The organism is Streptomyces spongiae (assembly GCF_009377185.1).
Taxonomy (GTDB): Bacteria; Actinomycetota; Actinomycetes; order Streptomycetales; family Streptomycetaceae; genus Streptomyces; species Streptomyces spongiae.
Map to the genome: position 1 here is coordinate 1 of NZ_VJZC01000038.1, position 15,972 is coordinate 15,972.

At 70.9% G+C, this 15,972-nt stretch carries 12 protein-coding genes; 8 read left to right on the forward strand and 4 right to left on the reverse strand.

All coding sequences use genetic code 11. The features are described from left to right. The coding region (glyA, locus tag FNH08_RS08610) for a serine hydroxymethyltransferase (RefSeq protein ID WP_152770803.1) at positions 1-1,302 on the reverse strand (1,302 nt) is incomplete at its 3' end. Between the two features lie 94 nt (positions 1,303-1,396). Between glyA and FNH08_RS08615 the strand changes: the two genes are divergently transcribed. Beyond that, positions 1,397-2,065: a GntR family transcriptional regulator gene (locus FNH08_RS08615; RefSeq protein ID WP_152770804.1), complete on the forward strand. Its 669-nt coding sequence runs from the start codon at positions 1,397-1,399 to the stop codon at positions 2,063-2,065. Between the two features lie 47 nt (positions 2,066-2,112). Here the strand turns inward: FNH08_RS08615 and FNH08_RS08620 are convergent, their stop codons facing one another. After that, on the reverse strand, positions 2,113-3,963 hold the full coding sequence (locus tag FNH08_RS08620; protein ID WP_152770805.1) for a helix-turn-helix domain-containing protein: 1,851 nt from the start codon (positions 3,961-3,963) through the stop codon (positions 2,113-2,115). A gap of 317 nt (positions 3,964-4,280) precedes the next feature. On the opposite strand from FNH08_RS08620, the gene FNH08_RS08625 reads away from it, so the two are divergent. From FNH08_RS08625 to FNH08_RS08640, 4 genes are all read left to right on the forward strand, one after another. Then, on the forward strand, positions 4,281-5,666 hold the full coding sequence (locus FNH08_RS08625) for an MFS transporter (protein ID WP_152770806.1): 1,386 nt from the start codon (positions 4,281-4,283) through the stop codon (positions 5,664-5,666). Positions 5,667-5,739: 73 nt separating this feature from the next. Continuing rightward, positions 5,740-7,122 (forward strand): FAD-dependent oxidoreductase, encoded by a 1,383-nt coding sequence (locus FNH08_RS08630; RefSeq protein ID WP_152770807.1) that lies wholly within the window; start codon positions 5,740-5,742, stop codon positions 7,120-7,122. 42 nt (positions 7,123-7,164) lie between these two features. Then, positions 7,165-8,091, forward strand: a complete 927-nt coding sequence (locus FNH08_RS08635) for a dihydrodipicolinate synthase family protein (RefSeq protein WP_152770808.1) — start codon at positions 7,165-7,167, stop codon at positions 8,089-8,091. A 40-nt stretch (positions 8,092-8,131) separates the two neighbouring features. Next, positions 8,132-9,658: an aminobutyraldehyde dehydrogenase gene (locus tag FNH08_RS08640; RefSeq protein WP_152770809.1), complete on the forward strand. Its 1,527-nt coding sequence runs from the start codon at positions 8,132-8,134 to the stop codon at positions 9,656-9,658. A gap of 48 nt (positions 9,659-9,706) precedes the next feature. Here the strand turns inward: FNH08_RS08640 and FNH08_RS08645 are convergent, their stop codons facing one another. Beyond that, positions 9,707-11,506 (reverse strand): thiamine pyrophosphate-requiring protein, encoded by a 1,800-nt coding sequence (locus FNH08_RS08645; RefSeq protein ID WP_152770810.1) that lies wholly within the window; start codon positions 11,504-11,506, stop codon positions 9,707-9,709. A 250-nt stretch (positions 11,507-11,756) separates the two neighbouring features. On the opposite strand from FNH08_RS08645, the gene FNH08_RS08650 reads away from it, so the two are divergent. Further along, positions 11,757-12,551: an RNA polymerase sigma factor SigF gene (locus FNH08_RS08650; RefSeq protein WP_152770811.1), complete on the forward strand. Its 795-nt coding sequence runs from the start codon at positions 11,757-11,759 to the stop codon at positions 12,549-12,551. On the opposite strand, the gene FNH08_RS08655 is transcribed toward FNH08_RS08650, so the two are convergent. Next, positions 12,499-13,731 (reverse strand): PAS domain-containing protein, encoded by a 1,233-nt coding sequence (locus tag FNH08_RS08655; RefSeq protein ID WP_152770812.1) that lies wholly within the window; start codon positions 13,729-13,731, stop codon positions 12,499-12,501. The two genes, FNH08_RS08650 and FNH08_RS08655, sit on opposite strands and share 53 nt — an antisense overlap. Positions 13,732-13,843: 112 nt before the next feature. Here FNH08_RS08655 and FNH08_RS08660 point away from each other — a divergent pair, with 112 nt between their 5' ends. Together FNH08_RS08660 and FNH08_RS50655 are read left to right on the forward strand one after the other, a co-directional pair. Beyond that, positions 13,844-14,560 (forward strand): ANTAR domain-containing response regulator, encoded by a 717-nt coding sequence (locus tag FNH08_RS08660; protein WP_152770813.1) that lies wholly within the window; start codon positions 13,844-13,846, stop codon positions 14,558-14,560. 182 nt (positions 14,561-14,742) lie between these two features. Next, the gene (locus FNH08_RS50655; protein ID WP_194238426.1) at positions 14,743-15,822 is read left to right on the forward strand and encodes an ICP22 family protein; all 1,080 of its coding nucleotides are present in this window, start codon (positions 14,743-14,745) and stop codon (positions 15,820-15,822) included. Positions 15,823-15,972 lie beyond the last annotated feature (150 nt).

Sequence of the window (15,972 nt, forward strand, 5' to 3'; positions counted from 1 at the left end):
GGGCAGATGGGGATAGAGGGGGAACGCGTCGGCGAGCTTCTCGACCCGGTCGCGCAGCAGGCCCGCGCGCTCGTCGCCGAGCTGCTCGTCCTTCAGGGCCTGGGCGATGATGTCGGCGACCTCCCGGAACTCCGCCTCGCCGAAGCCCCGGGTGGCCAGGGCCGGGGTGCCGATCCGCAGCCCCGAGGAGACCATCGGCGGGCGCGGGTCGAACGGCACCGCGTTGCGGTTGACGGTGATGCCGACGCTGTGCAGCCGGTCCTCGGCCTGCCGCCCGTCCAGCACGGAGCGGCGCAGGTCCACGAGGACCAGGTGGACTTCGGTGCCGCCGGTCAGGACCGTGATACCGGCCTCGGCCACGTCGTCGGCCAGTAGCCGTCCCGCGAGGATGCGGGCGCCGTGCAGGGTCCGCTGTTGGCGCTCCTTGAACTCCTCGCCCGCCGCCACCTTGAAGGCCACCGCCTTCGCCGCGATGACGTGTTCCAAGGGGCCGCCCTGCTGGCCGGGGAAGACCGCTGAGTTGATCTTCTTGGCGAGGTCGGCGCGGCTGAGGATCACACCGCCGCGCGGGCCGCCGAGGGTCTTGTGCGTGGTGGTCGTCACGACATCGGCGTACGGCACCGGGTTCGGGTGAAGGCCCGCGGCCACCAGTCCGGCGAAGTGCGCCATGTCCACCATCAGATACGCGCCCACCGCGTCGGCGATCCGCCGGAACGCGCCGAAGTCCAGCCTCCGGGGGTAGGCCGACCAGCCCGCGACGATCATCTTCGGCCGGTGGGCGAGGGCGAGCTGCTCGACCTCGTCCATGTCGATGCGCATGTCGGACTCGCGAACGTGGTACGGCACGACGTTGTAGAGCTTGCCGGAGTAGTTGAGGCGCATGCCGTGGGTCAGGTGGCCGCCGTGCGCCAGGTCGAGGCCGAGGATCGTGTCGCCGGGCCCCAGCAGCGCGAACATCGCCGCCGCGTTGGCCTGGGCGCCCGAGTGCGGCTGCACGTTCGCGGCCTCGGCGCCGAACAGGTCCTTCACCCGGGAGATGGCCAACTGCTCGACGACGTCGACGTGTTCGCAGCCGCCGTAGTAGCGGCGGCCCGGGTAGCCCTCGGCGTACTTGTTGGTCAGTACCGAGCCCTGGGCCTCCATGACGGCGGCCGGGGCGAAGTTCTCCGAGGCGATCATCTCCAGGGTGGACTGCTGGCGGTGCAGCTCGGCGTCCACCGCGGTGGCGATGTCCGGGTCGAGCTCGCTGAGCGGGAGGTGGAGCGGGGAGGGGGCCGTGGTGGTCGACGGGTTCGTTGCCATCTGCGCACCATCCTGAGAGTCGACTGATGGGCAACTGATATATCAGACTCTGCGGTAAGGTATGGGAGCTCGCCGGACAGGTCAAGGGGGCCTCATGCAGCAGGTGGTGACCGAGCAGCCCGCAGGCGAGGAGCTGTCCCTCGCCGAACGCGCCTACCGCGCGATCCGTGACCGGCTCATCATGCTCGAGATCCGCCCGGGTGCGCCGATCAACGAGGACCAGTTGGCGCAGTCCCTCGCCGTCGGACGGACGCCGGTGCGCGAGGCGCTCAAGCGGCTCCAGTACGAGCGCCTCATCACGACCTACCCGCGGCGCGGCACCTTCGCCACCGAGGTCAACATCACCGACCTGGCCCATATCTCCGAGGTGCGCCAGGAACTCGAACCCCTCGCCGCCGCCCAGGCCGCGCGACGCGCCACGGCCACGGACCGGGCGATGCTGACGGCCCTACGGCGGGAGCTGGAGAGCGCGGATTCCGGTCGGCAGGACGCCACCGAGCTCATGCGCCTGGATCTTCAGGTCCACCGCGCCATCTACACCACCACGCACAACCCGTACCTGGAGGACACGCTCGTCCGCCACGACAACCTGGCCACCCGCATCTGGTGCCTGTTCGTCGACCGTCTGTCCAACATGGCCGGTCACGTCGAAGAGCACGGCCCCTTGATCGAGGCGATCGTCGCCGGTGAACCCGACAAGGCGGCGCAACTCGCCCGCAGTCACGTCGTGGGCTTCGAACGCGCCATTCGCGACGCCATCTGACCTTCGCGACGCCATCTGAGCAGGCTCTCCGCGTCAGTGCCCTGCGCTCAGGGGATCCCCGGGCGAAGACGCGGCCTGCCCGCCAAGGTGGTCCACACATGCGGGGCGACGTCGTCCTCGGGGAGCTGGGCGATCATGTAGCGGACGCAGCGTTCGATCTTGACCCGCCACAGGCGGGCCGCCTCGTTTCCGTCGGCGTCGCGCAACGCGTCGTGGACGGCGGTGTCCTCGCCCGCGATGGTGTCGCAGGCCTGGCTGTAGTCCATGTCCAGCACGTTGACGAACATGCGCAGGCGGGCCGTGAGGCGTTCGAAGGTGCCGGCGGCCTGCGGGAGGTCCGCGATACGGGCGAGGGCGTCCTGGTACCGCAGGTCGACCTCGCGTATGCGCGCGTGGTCGTTGTCCCGGGCCGCGGAGCGGACCTCCGCGAGGGCCGCCGAGGCCGGGGCGAGGTTCTCCGGGCCGAGCATGGCGACGCGGCGGACGAGCAGGGCACCGAGGCTGGCGCGCAGGGCGTAGAGATCGAGGACGTCCTTGGCCGTGACGGTGGGGACGGCAGCGGCGCCACCAGGGAGATGTTCGAGCATGCCCTCGTCCGCCAGCGCCCGCAGCCCCGCACGGACGACTCGGCGTGAGACGCCGAGGCGGACCGCGAGCGGCGCCTCCCGCACACGGTCGCCGGGCTGGTGACCACCAGCGAGGACGGCTTCTCGCAGCAGGCCCACTACGGGGTCGGAGGTGATGGGGGCGCCGGGCGGAGCATCGCCGGATGCGATCCGCCGTGCGGCGGGAACGGCGGGGTGGCCGAGTGCGCGCGCTTCCCCGGCGTTCGAGTCGTTGTCAGAGCCGCAGATGGCCGGGCCGTCGTGGGACGTGCCGCCGTAGGACGGGTTGTCGTAGGACGGGCGCGGAGTGGCGATCCGGGTGAACGGGGCCGCGGAGGGGGTCCATGTGGTGGACCAGCTCAGCAGCGCGTCGCGTAGTCGGGGCAGGTCGGACGACGCCTCACGTGGGAGTGGGGCATCAGCGGCGAGGAGGCGCTGGATCTCCTCGGTCCACGCCGCGAGGCCGGGTACGTGGTGCCGGCGCGCGGCCGTGTCCGGTCGCTGGACCGTGTGGCGTGCCTGTGCCGGTATCCCGTGCGCCAGCAAGTGCACGACTTCCCCGGCACCCGCCGCCGACCTCGCCCGCTCCACAAACGCGCGCATGGCGGGGCCCCCGGGTGCGTCCTCCGTGTGCTGCTTGCCCCGCAGAGCCGCGAAGGCGCAGGCCACGGCCAGTACATGAGGCGCCTCCCGGTCCTGGCCGAACAGCCGGCCGGCCGCGGTCGCCGCAGCGGGGCGCGCTGCTCCGTCCCGTCCCGCCCGGGCCGTCACAGCCAGTACGCACACCGGTGGGGCTATGTGCAGACCGACGATCTCCTCGGCGTGGTCCGGCAGGGACCAGGCCCGGCGCGGCCCCGCAGTGACGTGCTCACCCGGCTGGACGCGGTAGGTCCGCCAGATCCGGCTCACCGTGCTCTGGCTGAGGCCGGTCTCAGCCGCCATGGAACGGGTTGACCAACTCCGTCTGGCGCCGGGCGGTGGCGGGGTGAGGGTGCGGACGAGGACGTGCGCCACGGTGTCGTCGTCGGCCGTGGGAGGCCGCCCGGGACGAGGCTGCTCGTCCAGGCCGTCCAGCCGTTCGGCGAGGAAGCGGGCGCGCCACTTGCCGACCATGTCGCGGGAGACCCCGAGGCGATGGGCGACGGCGGTGTTGGTGGGCTCGTCCTCGCACGCCAGCACGATCTGAGCACGCAGGGCCCTGGCCTGTGAGCAGGTGCGACTGCGGGTCCACATCAGCAGTGCGGCCCGTTCGTCCTCGGTGAGGACCACGTCGTCGCGGGGGCGGCCGGCCATGGCGGGAACCGTAGCCGAATTTCTGACTCAGAGGTACCCCGGCGCCCGGCACGGCAGCGGGGGCATTGTTGGCCGCCTCCGGCCTTCACATACTTCGTTGCCATCCGGCAGCCACGCTGTCGGCGTCCCCAGGAAACCGCGCGTTCGCCCCGATCACCACGACGGCACTCGCGACACCAGAACCGCGGTGATGGTGGCCCGGGCTTCCGACCAAGGCAGCCACCGGGCGTCCGGCACCGACCTCAAGACATCAACCCCGACCTGGCTCGGACCCACCCTCGCACGAGTGGGTCCGGGAACCGCTCCCGGAGGCTGTGATGACCGCAACCGCAGGACCGAACGCGGGAAACCGACTGGATGACGCGCCCCTGTCGCGCTTCCACAAGAAACTGGCGCTGTACTCCTCAGGGGGCCCGTTCCTCGACGGCTACGTCCTGAGCATCATCGGCGTCGCCATGGTGCAGATCACGCCGCAGCTAAAGCTGTCCGACTCCGCGCAGGGCCTGATCGGCGCCTCCGCTCTCATCGGCATCTTCCTCGGCGCGTTCGTGGGCGGCTGGCTGACCGACAAGTTCGGCCGACAGCTCCTGTACACCATCGACCTGATCGCCATCATCGGCTGCTCGATCGCCCAGTTCTGGGCCACCGATCCGGTGTGGCTGTTCGTCCTGCGTCTGCTGATCGGCATGGCGGTCGGCGCGGACTACCCCATCGCCACCTCGCTGCTGGCCGAGTTCACCCCGCGCCGCTACCGGGGGCCGCTGCTGGGCGGCCTGGTAGTCATGTGGTTCGTCGGCGCCGCCACGGCGTACATCGTCGGCGAGGTCCTGCTGTCGTCGCTCAGTGACGACGCGTGGCGGTGGATGCTCGCCAGTGCCACGCTGCCCGCCACGATCATCGTGCTGCTGCGCCATGGCACGCCCGAATCCCCGCGCTGGCTGGCGAACAAGGGCCGCACCGAGGAGGCCGAGGCCGTCCTCAAGAAGGTCTACGGCCCCGACGTGACGATCGCCGACCTGCCGGACGAGGCGGAGGAGCGCGAGAACGTCGACCTCAAGGCGATCATGCGCTCCGGCTACGGCGGACGGATGCTCTACATCTCCGTCTTCTGGACCTGTTCCATCATCCCGCTCTTCGCCATATACGCCTTCGGTTCGAAGATCCTGGACGCGCTCCACCTGGAGGGCGGCCTCGCCAACATCGGTGAGGCCATGATCACCGTCATGTTCCTCATCGGCTGTGCGATCGCCCTGCTCTGCGTGAACCGTATGGGCCGGCGCCCCCTCGTCATCCACAGCTTCGTCTGGTCGGGCCTGGCCCTGCTGCTGCTCGGCCTCTTCCCCGACGCATCGTCGGGCGTGGTCCTGACCCTCTTCGCGCTGTACGCGGTCATCATCGGCGGCACTCAGATCCTGCAGTGGGTCTACCCGAACGAGCTGTTCCCGACCGAGGTACGCGGATCCGCCGTCGGCCTCGCCTCCTCCACCAGCCGTATCGGCGCCGCCGTCGGCACCTACCTCGTCCCGATGGCCCTGACCAGCTGGGGCGTCGGCGGCACCATGCTCGCGGCCGCCGCCATCAACGTGGTCGGCGCCGTCGTCTCCGTCCTGTGGGCGCCCGAGACACGCGGCATGGCCCTGCACGAGTGCGCCGCACTGGCACCCCGCAGCGCGAAGCCCGTCAGCCGCCCCGCGGGCGTCTGACCCACCGGACATCGCGCGGCGATCCTCTTCGACCAGCCGACATCTTCACCCGCAACTGCGCAGGAGGGCACCGATGAAGGACGTAGTGATCGTGGGAGGCGGCATCGCGGGACTCGCCGCCGGCTGGCGCCTGCGGCACTGGGACACGCTCCTGCTGGAGTCCGGGGGACGGGTCGGGGGGCGTGTCCGGTCGGAGCGCCGCGGACCGTACTGGCTCAACTGGGGCGGTCACGTCTACGCCGGCGGCGACTCGGCCACGTCATGGCTGCTGAACAGCACCGGTGTCGACTCGGTGCCGGTGCCCGGCTCACTGGCCGGACTGTCGATGAACGGCAAGCTGCTGCTCAAGGGCCGGGTGGAGAGCTACCCGTTCCGAATTCCGATGCCCCTGTCGGCGCGCGTCGGCATGGTCAAGGCGGGCGCCAAGGTCGCGCTGCAGGTCGCCCGCTACGCCCGTATCGTGCAGCGGCGCCGGGGCGAGACCGAGGCCCAACGCCAGCAGCGGATCTACGACTTCATGAACGACCGTTCCTTCAAGGACTTCATCGGCGACCTGCCCGAGGACGCCGAGGCCCTGTTCAAGCCCACGGTGACCCGTTCTGCCGCCGACATCGACCAGCTGTCGGCCGGCGCGGGCGTCGGGTACTTCAGCCTGGTGTGGAACATCGGTGCCGGGCTCTCCCAGAACATCCTCGGCGGGCCGTCCACTCTCACCGAGAGTATCGCCGTGGCCCTGTCGGACCGGGTGCGGCTGAACGCGACCGTCGACGAGATCGTCCAGAAGAAGGGCCACGCCGTAGTCCGTTACCGGCAGGACGGAGTCGAGCAGGAGGTCGAGGCGCGCTGCGTGGTCCTGGCCACTCCCGCGACCGTCAGCCACCGTGTCGCCGTCGACCTCGACCGCGATGTCCGCGAGGCGCTGTCGAAGATCGTCTACGGCCCCTACGTGAGCGCGGCTTTCCTCACCGACGAGACCGGGCGTCAGGTCTGGGACGGCGCCTACGGCATCGCGACGCCGAAGCGGTCCTTCAACGTCGCGCTGAACATGTCGAACGTCGTGCACGGTTACGAGCAGGAACGCCGGCCCGGCAGCAGCCTCATGACCTTCTCGCCGGGCAGTCTGGCGCGCGAACTGCTGGAGCACGACGACGACAAGATCCGTCGGATCTACCTCGACGACCTGGACCAGGTCCTGCCCGGCTTCGCCGACAAGGTCGTCGAAGCCGAGGTCCAGCGCTGGCCCACGGGCGCGCCCTACTGCTTCCCCGGTCGCGGCAAGCTCCAGCAGACCCTGACCCGCCGCACCGGAAGGGTGCTCCTGGCCGGTGACTACCTCGGCACCCTCTACACCGAGACCGCGATCCAGACCGGCCTGTCGGCCGCGCAGGAGGCCCAGAGCCTGCTGGCCACCGACCGGCAGACCGCGGGACGTGACCTGACCCCGGTGGCCTCGTAACTCCGCATCCCCACCCCCGGCTTCACCTGAGGAGACTCAAGAATGTCGTCACAGTCGTCACAGCTGAGCGGTGTCCTCACCGCACTCGCCGCACCGTTCACGTCGGGCGGGGAGGAGGGGGAGAACGGGCAGATCGACGAGAAGACACTGCGCCGCCTGGTCGACCGCAGCGTCGACGGCGGGGTCGACGGAGTCGTCGCCTGCGGATCCACCGGTGAGTTCGCGGCGATGAGCGGCGCGGAACGGCGCCAGGTCGTCGAGACCGTCATCGACCAGGCAGCCGGACGTGTGCCGGTCATCGCGCAGACCGGTGCGGTGAGCACGAGGGAAGCCGTCGAACTGTCCCGCCACGCACAGGCCGCCGGAGCGTCGGTCCTGATGGTGGTCACCCCGTACTACGAGCCGCTCACACTCGACGAGACGCTGCACTATCTGCGGACCGTCGCCGACGCGGTGGACATTCCGATCATGCTCTACAACCTGCCGGGCGCCACCGGCGTCAACCTCTCGCCGGAGACCGTCGGACGGCTCGCCCGTGAGGTCGACAACATCCAGTACATCAAGGACACCAGCGCCGACATGGCCCAGGCCGGGCAGCTGATCCACCGCTACGGCGATGTCATCTCCACCTTCATCGGCTGGGACAGCCTCCTGTTGCAGGCCGTCTCCGAGGGCGCCGCCGGCGTCATGGCCGGGACGGCGAACGTGATGCCGGCCCAACTGGTCTCGATCCACCGTGCGTTGCGCGACGGCGACCTGGAACGCGCGCGAGCCGAATGGGCACGGATCTATCCGCTGATGGACGCGATCATGTCCGCCCCGTTCATTCCGGCGGTCAAGGCCGCGCTGAACGCGGCCGGATTCCCGGTCGGCGAGCCCCGCGAGCCACTGCTCGGCCTCGACGCCGTCACAACTGCCAGGATCTCCGCCCTGGTCGAGGCGCTGCCGCAACTGTCGGCGGCACGGTGACGGACGGTTTCACACGACCACACTCAAGGAGCCACTGATCATGACCACTGCCACCGGCCCTACGACAGCCACGGTTCGACGCGCAGCGGACCCACAGCCGCTGATCACCACGACCGACCTTCCTCCGGCCCGGCACTTCATCGACGGGCACTTCATCGATGGGAAACCCCTCGACGGGTCGACCGAGCGCGTCATCGACGTGGTCGACCCGAGTACGGAGAGCGTCATCGCCCGGATTCCCGAGGGAACCCCCGAGGACGTCGACCGAGCGGTCGCCGCCGCGGTCGCGGCCAAGGACCGGTGGGCGCGGCGGGTCCCCAAGGACCGCTCGGAAGTGCTGCACGCCATCGCCGACCGACTGACCGAGCACACCGAACTCCTCGTCAAACTGGAGTCGGCGAACACCGGCAAGCCGCTCGCGGTGTCGCGGGACGACGTCGCCATGACCATCGACACCTTCCGCTTCATGGCCGGCGCCCTGCGCGCTACCACCTCCATGGCCGCCGGTGATTACGCCGAGGACCACCTCTCGGTCATCCTGCGCGAACCGCTCGGCGTGATCGGCGTGATCACCCCGTGGAACTATCCCCTGCTCATGGCGGCCTGGAAGATCGCCCCCGTTCTCGCGGCCGGCAACACCCTCGTCATCAAGCCGTCCGAGCAGACTCCGCTGACCACCCTGAAGTTCGCCGAACTCGTCGCCGACCTCCTGCCGCCCGGAGTGGTCAACGTCGTCACCGGATACGGCCCGACCGTGGGCGCCCGGCTCGCCGCGCACCCGGATGTTGACATGATCGCCCTGACCGGTTCGGTCTCCAGCGGTCGCGCCGTCGCCCGAGCCGCGGCCGACACCCTCAAGCGGGTGCACCTCGAACTGGGCGGCAAGGCCCCGGTCGTGATCTTCCCGGACGCCGATCTCACGGCAGCCGCATCGTCGTTGCGCACCGCCGGCTTCTGGAACTCGGGCCAGGAATGCGGAGCCGCCTGCCGCGTACTCGTCCACGAGTCGATCGCCGAGCGGTTCGTCGAGCAACTCGTCGGCGAAGTCCGGTCCCTGGTCGTCGGGGAGCCGGCCTCCGGCGACGACGTCGAGGTCGGCCCCATGGTCTCCAAGGCGCACTTCGACCGTGTCACGGGCTATTTGGAGCGCGCGAGGAACGAAGGCGTCCGGGCGGCGACCGGAGGCGTGGCCCTCGACGGGCCCGGCTACTTCGTGGCCCCGACCGTGCTGGTCGACGTCCCCGAAGGAGCCGAAGTCGCCCGCGAGGAGATCTTCGGTCCTGTGATCTCGGTGGAGACCTTCACTGACGAGGAGGAAGCGGTGCGACGCGCCAACGACGTCCCTCTCGGCCTGTCGGCATCGGTGTGGACCGAGAGCGCCCGCCGCAGCCACGACATCGCCGCGCGCCTCGACTTCGGAACCGTCTGGGTCAACTCCCATCTCGTCCTGGCCGGCGAAGTCCCCTGGGGCGGCTTCAAGGGATCCGGTTACGGACGGGACCTGTCGATCTACGCCCTGGACGACTACTCCCGCACCAAGCACGTCATGCACAACCACGGTCGCTGATCGTTCCGCGTCCGCAGCGGCTATGGCGTACCGGCGAGTCACAGTCGGCTAATGCTTCTTCTCCCGCCCCGGCAGGAACTCCTGCACCTTCGCCTTGAAGCCCTGGCGCACCATCGCACCCCGGTCCGCGTCGCCCTTGAGGACGGCTGCCGCCGTGGACTCCATCTGGTCCCAGGTCGCGTGGGGCGGGACCGGCGGGACGGCCGGGTCCGTCAGGAACTCGATCACCGCGGGGCCGTCGGCCTCCAGGCCCGCGCGCCAGCCGGCCTCGACGTCCTCGGCCTTCTCCACGCGGATGCCGGTCAGGCCCAGGGAGCGGGCGAACGCGGCGTACTGGACGTCCGGGATCTCCTGGGAGGGCAGGAAGGAGGGTTCGCCCTCCATCGCCCGCATCTCCCAGGTCACCTGGTTCAGGTCGTGGTTGTTGAAGACGCCCACCACCAGTCGCGGGTCCTCCCAGCGGTCCTGGTACTTGGCCGCCGTGATCAGCTCCGCCATGCCGTTCATCTGCATGGCGCCGTCCCCGACCAGTGCGATCGCCGGACGGTCCGGATGCGCGAACTTCGCCCCGATCGCGTACGGCACCCCGCAGCCCATCGTCGCCAGCGTGCCCGACAGGGACCCCCTCATGCCGTCCCGCATCGTGAGGTGCCGTGCGTACCAGTTCGCAGCGGAACCGGAGTCGGAGGAGACGACCGCGCTGCCGGGCAGCAGCGGATCCAGTGCGTGGGCCACGTACTCCGGGTTGATCGGGTGTGCCGACAGCTCCGCGCGCCGCTCCATGACGTCACGCCAGCGGACGACGTTCGCGCACACCGTGTCGTACCACTCACGGCCCCGGCTCTCCCCGTCCAGCATCGGGATCAGGCGTTGCAGGGTCGCCTGCGCGTCGCCGACCAGGTTCACCTCGTACGGGTAGCGCATCCCGACCATGTGCGGGTCGATGTCGATCTGCACCGCCCGCGCCCTGCCGAACTCCGGCAGGAACTGGGAGTACGGGAAGGACGAGCCGATGGTCAGCAGCGTGTCGCAGTCGCGCATCAGCTCGTACGAGGGGCGGGTGCCCAGCAGGCCGATCGAGCCCGTCACATACGGCAGTTCGTCGCTCAGCGCGTCCTTGCCGAGCAGCGCCTTCGCGACGCCCGCGCCGAGCAGCTCGGCGATCCGCTCGACCTCCGCGCGGGCCCCGCGGGCACCCTGTCCGGCCAGAATGGCCACCTTGTCACCGGAGTTGAGGATCTCGGCGGCCCGCTCCAGCGACTCCTGCGAGGGCGTCGCGGTCCACGCGCTGCGGTCCAGGCTGGAGGGAACCATCTTGAACTCGTGGGTGGGGGCCGAGTATGCGAGCTCCTGGACGTCGCCGGGGACGATCACGGCGGTGGGGGCGCGGCGCGCGTACGCGGTGCGGATCGCCCGGTCCAGCACGTTCGGCAGCTGTTCCGGCACCGTCACGGTCTCCACGAAGTCCGAGGCGACGTCCTTGAACAGCGTGTGCAGGTCCACCTCCTGCTGGTACGAGCCGCCCATCGCCGTGCGGTGCGTCTGGCCCACGATCGCCAGCACCGGCACATGGTCCAGTTTGGCGTCGTACAGGCCGTTGAGCAGGTGGATCGCGCCCGGCCCGGACGTGGCCGCGCACACTCCGAGGCGGCCGCTGAACTTGGCGTAACCGACCGCCTCGAAGGCGGACATCTCCTCGTGCCGCGACTGCACGAACCGGGGCTGGTTCTCGGCCCGTCCCCACGCGGCGAGCAGGCCGTTGATCCCGTCGCCGGGGTAACCGAAGACATCCGCCACACCCCACTCGCGCAGCCTCCGCAGGATGTGGTCGGCGACCGTGGTGCTCATGGACCCTCCAGCAAGGAAGAGGCGAGGAAACGGCATCTCCCGAGTCACCAGAGCGCCTGCCGGAAAACCTGACGCCGGTCCGGGGTGTTTGCCGCGCGGACCCCCGGGCAGGCGGATTCACAGTGCTTCGGACAGGAGGCACGTCCGTGGGAGCGGTGGAACCTCACCACGGGTGTGCCCGGTCGAGCACGGGTGCGCTCCCACGGTGACCGTCCAACCCAGAGCACCTGCAAGGGAGTTGCGACGCACCATGCGAACTCAGGCAAGCGCGAAGCACCACCCGCACGACGACGCCCCCGACACCGCCGAAGCGTTCTGCAAGCTCGCCTCGCTCCCCCCGGGCCCGCAGCGGGACGCACTCCGCGACGAGATCGTGGAGGCATGGCTGCCCATGGCCGAGCGGCTCGCGGGACGGTTCCGCAGCCGCGGCGAGAGCTACGAGGACCTGCGCCAGGTCGCGGCCCTCGGCCTGGTCAAGGCCGTCGACCGGTACGACCCCGAACGCGGCAACGCCTTCGAGAGCTACGCCGTCCCCACCGTCACCGGTGAGATCAAGCGTCACTTCCGCGACCACATGTGGACCCTGCACGTACCGCGTCGCGTCCAGGACCTGCGCAACCGTGTGCGCTTCGCGAGCCAGGATCTGTCCCAGACCATCTCCGGCCGTCGGCCCACCGTCGCCGAGATCGCCGAGCACGCCGGCATCACCGAGGAGGAGGTCCGGGTCGGCCTCGAAGCCCTGGAGAGCTTCACCGCGCTCTCCCTGGACGCGGAGCTGCCCGGCAGCGAGGACGGTTACTCGCTGAGCGACGCGCTCGGGTCGCCCGACCCGGCGCTCGACACGGTGGTCGACCGCGAGGCGGTCAAGCCGCGGCTGGCGGCGCTGCCGGAGCGGGAGCGGGCCATTCTGTACATGCGGTTCTTCGACGACATGACGCAGAGCCGGATCGCCGAGCAACTCGGGATCTCGCAGATGCATGTGTCGCGGTTGATCAGCCGGTGCTGTGATCGGTTGCGGGAGCAGGTGATGAGGGAGGCGGCGTAGCGTCGTCGGGGTGCGGGATGTCTGCCGACTGGCGGTCTTCTGTGGCTTGTCGCACAGTTCCCCGCGCCCCTGTCGGGGCGCTCCCCATCGCCAGCGCCACGTGTCTCGCCATCATGTCCATCGCCTGGGCCTCCGCCATCGAGAAGGCCAGGCGGGCGCCCGAGCGGAACAGGGTGAGGACGCCGTGGAGCAGGCCGTCAGGGGCGGCCAGCGGCACGCACAGGAGTGAGGTGACGTTGGCCCGGACGAGGACGGGGGCGCCCGAGGTGTCGTGTCCGAAGGCGCCGGGGTCCTCGGGGCGCACCTGGAGCGAGGCGGAGCCGCCGCGGGCCGCCTCGACCACGAGAGGGCACGTGGCAGGGTCCTGCGCGGCCACGGTCGCCGCGTCGTCGTCCGACGGGCCGAGGACCGTCGTACGGGAGAGGCGGGCGGCCCCCGCGTCGGCCACCACCCAGTCCGCGAACCGTCCGTGCAGCACCCGCGCGGCCCGGTCGAGGGCCTGGTCGGCGGGCACGGTGAGCAGGGCCGTGGTCATCGTGTCCAGCAGGTCCATCAGCGCCGCGTGCCGGGTCGTCTCGGTGAGGTTCGGCAGCGGGCGTACGGGACTGTCGGCGGCCGGGACGCGGGTGCCCGCGGGCTGCAGTACGACGAGGACACCGGTGCGCGGTTCGTTGCTGGGCCGTAGCGCGCTCAGCGTCGCGCGCACCGGTACCGTGGGGCGCTGCTGTAGGTGGACGGTCAGGCTGCGGTCGCCCTCGCCGCGTGCCACCGCGGCGGCCTGTGTGCGGAACGCCACCCGGTCCGCACGGGCCAGGAACCCGGACAGCGGCCGCCCCGTGGCCGAGCCCGCCCGTACGCCGGTGAAGGAGGTCGCCGCGAAGTTCAGCCGGCGCACCACGGTCTCGCGGTCCACCAACGCGACCGGCAGCGGCAGCCGTTGGAAGACGGCCTTCAGCAACTGGAGCTCCTGGCGGTCCGCGGAGGCCCCGCCGGGCGGGCCGGATGTGACGATCCGTTCGTACCAGGGCCACAACTGATCGGCCACGTGGTCGAGTTCGAAGATCGCGGCGTCGAGTACCGTCGGCAGGTCGTCTCTCGGCACCGACCTGGCCGCCTTGAGCTCCGCGACACGGCGTACGAAATCCGCGAGCTCCTCACCGAATTCGCCCGTCTGCGTCATGCGACGAACGTAACGTGTCCGGGCTCTGACGGGGATGGAGGATCCGGAAAGCATGACAGCGGTTTTCGCCGCAGGTGAGCGGGAACGCGCGGGGAGAGAGGAGGCATGAGGCATGCCGGAAACCGAACACCGCGGTCATGTGGGAACGGAGTCACCCGAATCCGCCCTTCCCGCAAGAAGGCTGTCCGAACTCGCCGAACAGGCCGCCCGCTGCACCAGCGAGTGCTGTGGCGCGAGCAGCACGGTGTTCGAAGGCGGCATGGAACGACCCGCAGCGGTCACCCACCCCGACCTCGCCGGACTGGTCTCGGTCCAGTTCCGCTCCGGCGACGGGCCCATCCCCGCCGCACTGGAACGCGGAGAGCCCGTCGACTCGGCGGACCTGCTGCGCGACGAGCGCTGGCCGGAGTACCGGGCCGTGGCCCTCGACTCCGGAGTACGGTCCAGCGTCACCATCCCGTTCCGGCGCTCGGGACTGACCGTGACCCTCAGTCTGTACAGCTTCCGGCCCGGCGCCCTGGAGGACGCCCCGCACGGCCCGGCCCGAGCGCTCGGCGATCTCGCGGCGACCGGTCTCGTGCGCGACCGCTCCTACCGCGCCGCGCTCGCCGAGGTCGACCAGCTGGGTGCCGCGCTCCGCTCCCGGCCCGTGGTCGACCAGGCGTGCGGGATGGTCATGCACGTCCTGGGCTGTGACGCCGACGCCGCGTTCGGAGTGCTTCGGCGTATCTCCCAGGGCACCAACCGCAAGCTCACGGAGGTCGCGGGTGCCGTCGTGGACAAGCGGGGGCGGGGCCTGGAGAGGGAACTGGCCTCGTTGTCGAACTAGGGGAACGCGGGCGGCCCCGCGCCGGTCACCCCCTCGGCGCTCCAGTCACCCGCTCGGCGGTCCCGTGTCCCGCTAATGGTGCCCGGCCGCGAGCGGGGCGGCGGTCGGGGGGCTGTGATGGACGGACAGGGCGCGGCGGTCGTGCCCCGAGCCCGTCGCAGCCGGCCGAAGGAGCCCCGCCCATGCGCCGCAGAGCCTGTGTCCTGTCCGCCGCCACCCTGGTCGGCATCGTCCTGGGCGCCGCCGCCCCGGTCGCGGCCGGCGAGCCCACGGCGGAGGTCAGCCCGCACACCGTCGCGCCCGGCGGAACGGTCACGGTCTCCGTCACCTGCGACCCGACCGGCGGTACCCCGCCCGACACCATCGACGCCGCGTCCCAGGCCTTCGAGCAGGGCACCGTCACGCTGCGGCGTGAGTCGGGCGGAGACGATCCCGGTTCAGGGCGGGACCCCGGCTCGGGCAACGACCCCGGGGCAGGCCACGATCCCTCGTTGGGCAACGATCCCGGAACGGGCGGTGAGCCGGCCACGGGCAACGATCCGGCGACCGGGAACGATCCGGCCACCGGGAACGATCCGGCTTCGGGCAACGACCCCACCGCGGGGGACGACCCTGCGGCGGGGTACGGCCCTGAGACGGGAAACGCTCCCGGAGCAGTCCCCGATTCCGGCGCGGGGCTGGACCCGGTGGCTCCCGACTCCGGGACGTTCCAGGGCCCGGAGGCGGTCCCCGACGCCTTGGTCGACCCCGGCTCCGCGGCAGCTCCGGCGCCCGAGGTGGTCCCGGAACCCGCGGCCTTCCGGGGCCCGAGGGCTGCTGCCGGACGCGCGGCAGTCGTCCGTGCCGCGGGCCCCGCCCCCGCCGCGGCCCCCGACAACTCCTCCGGACTCGTCTACCGCGGCACCGCCCGTATCGCCCCCGCCGGGAACTTCGAGGGCGGCACGGACAAGGACGGCAAGTCGTCCGAGTGGAGCGTCGACGGTACGTGCCCTGCGGCGCCCGGTGGGCAGGGCAAGCAGTGGAGCGCGACCTTCAGCGTGGCGTCCGGTGCCGACCGGCAGGGCAAGGAGCCGCACGGCGACCGCTCCCGGGCGCCGTCCTCGGACCCGGACGGGATGCGGCACGGGGTGCAGGCAGGCGAGGGCGGTGCCTTCACCGACTCCGTCCCGGCCCTGGTCGCCGGCTGCCTCCTCATCGCGGGCGCGATCGTCGCCGCCGTCCAGCGCATCCTGCTCCGCCGGGCGGCCGCACGGAACCGTTAGGGCTCTGCTGATTGTGTGACCGGTGCGACCCGACCGGAGGCCCATGGCAGGACGGGACCGTGGGTATTCAGAGGCCGAGGGAGCGTACGGCACCGTACGGGACGGACAGCGCGTCCGACGGACCGGGCGCACGCACCACTGACTGCGCGG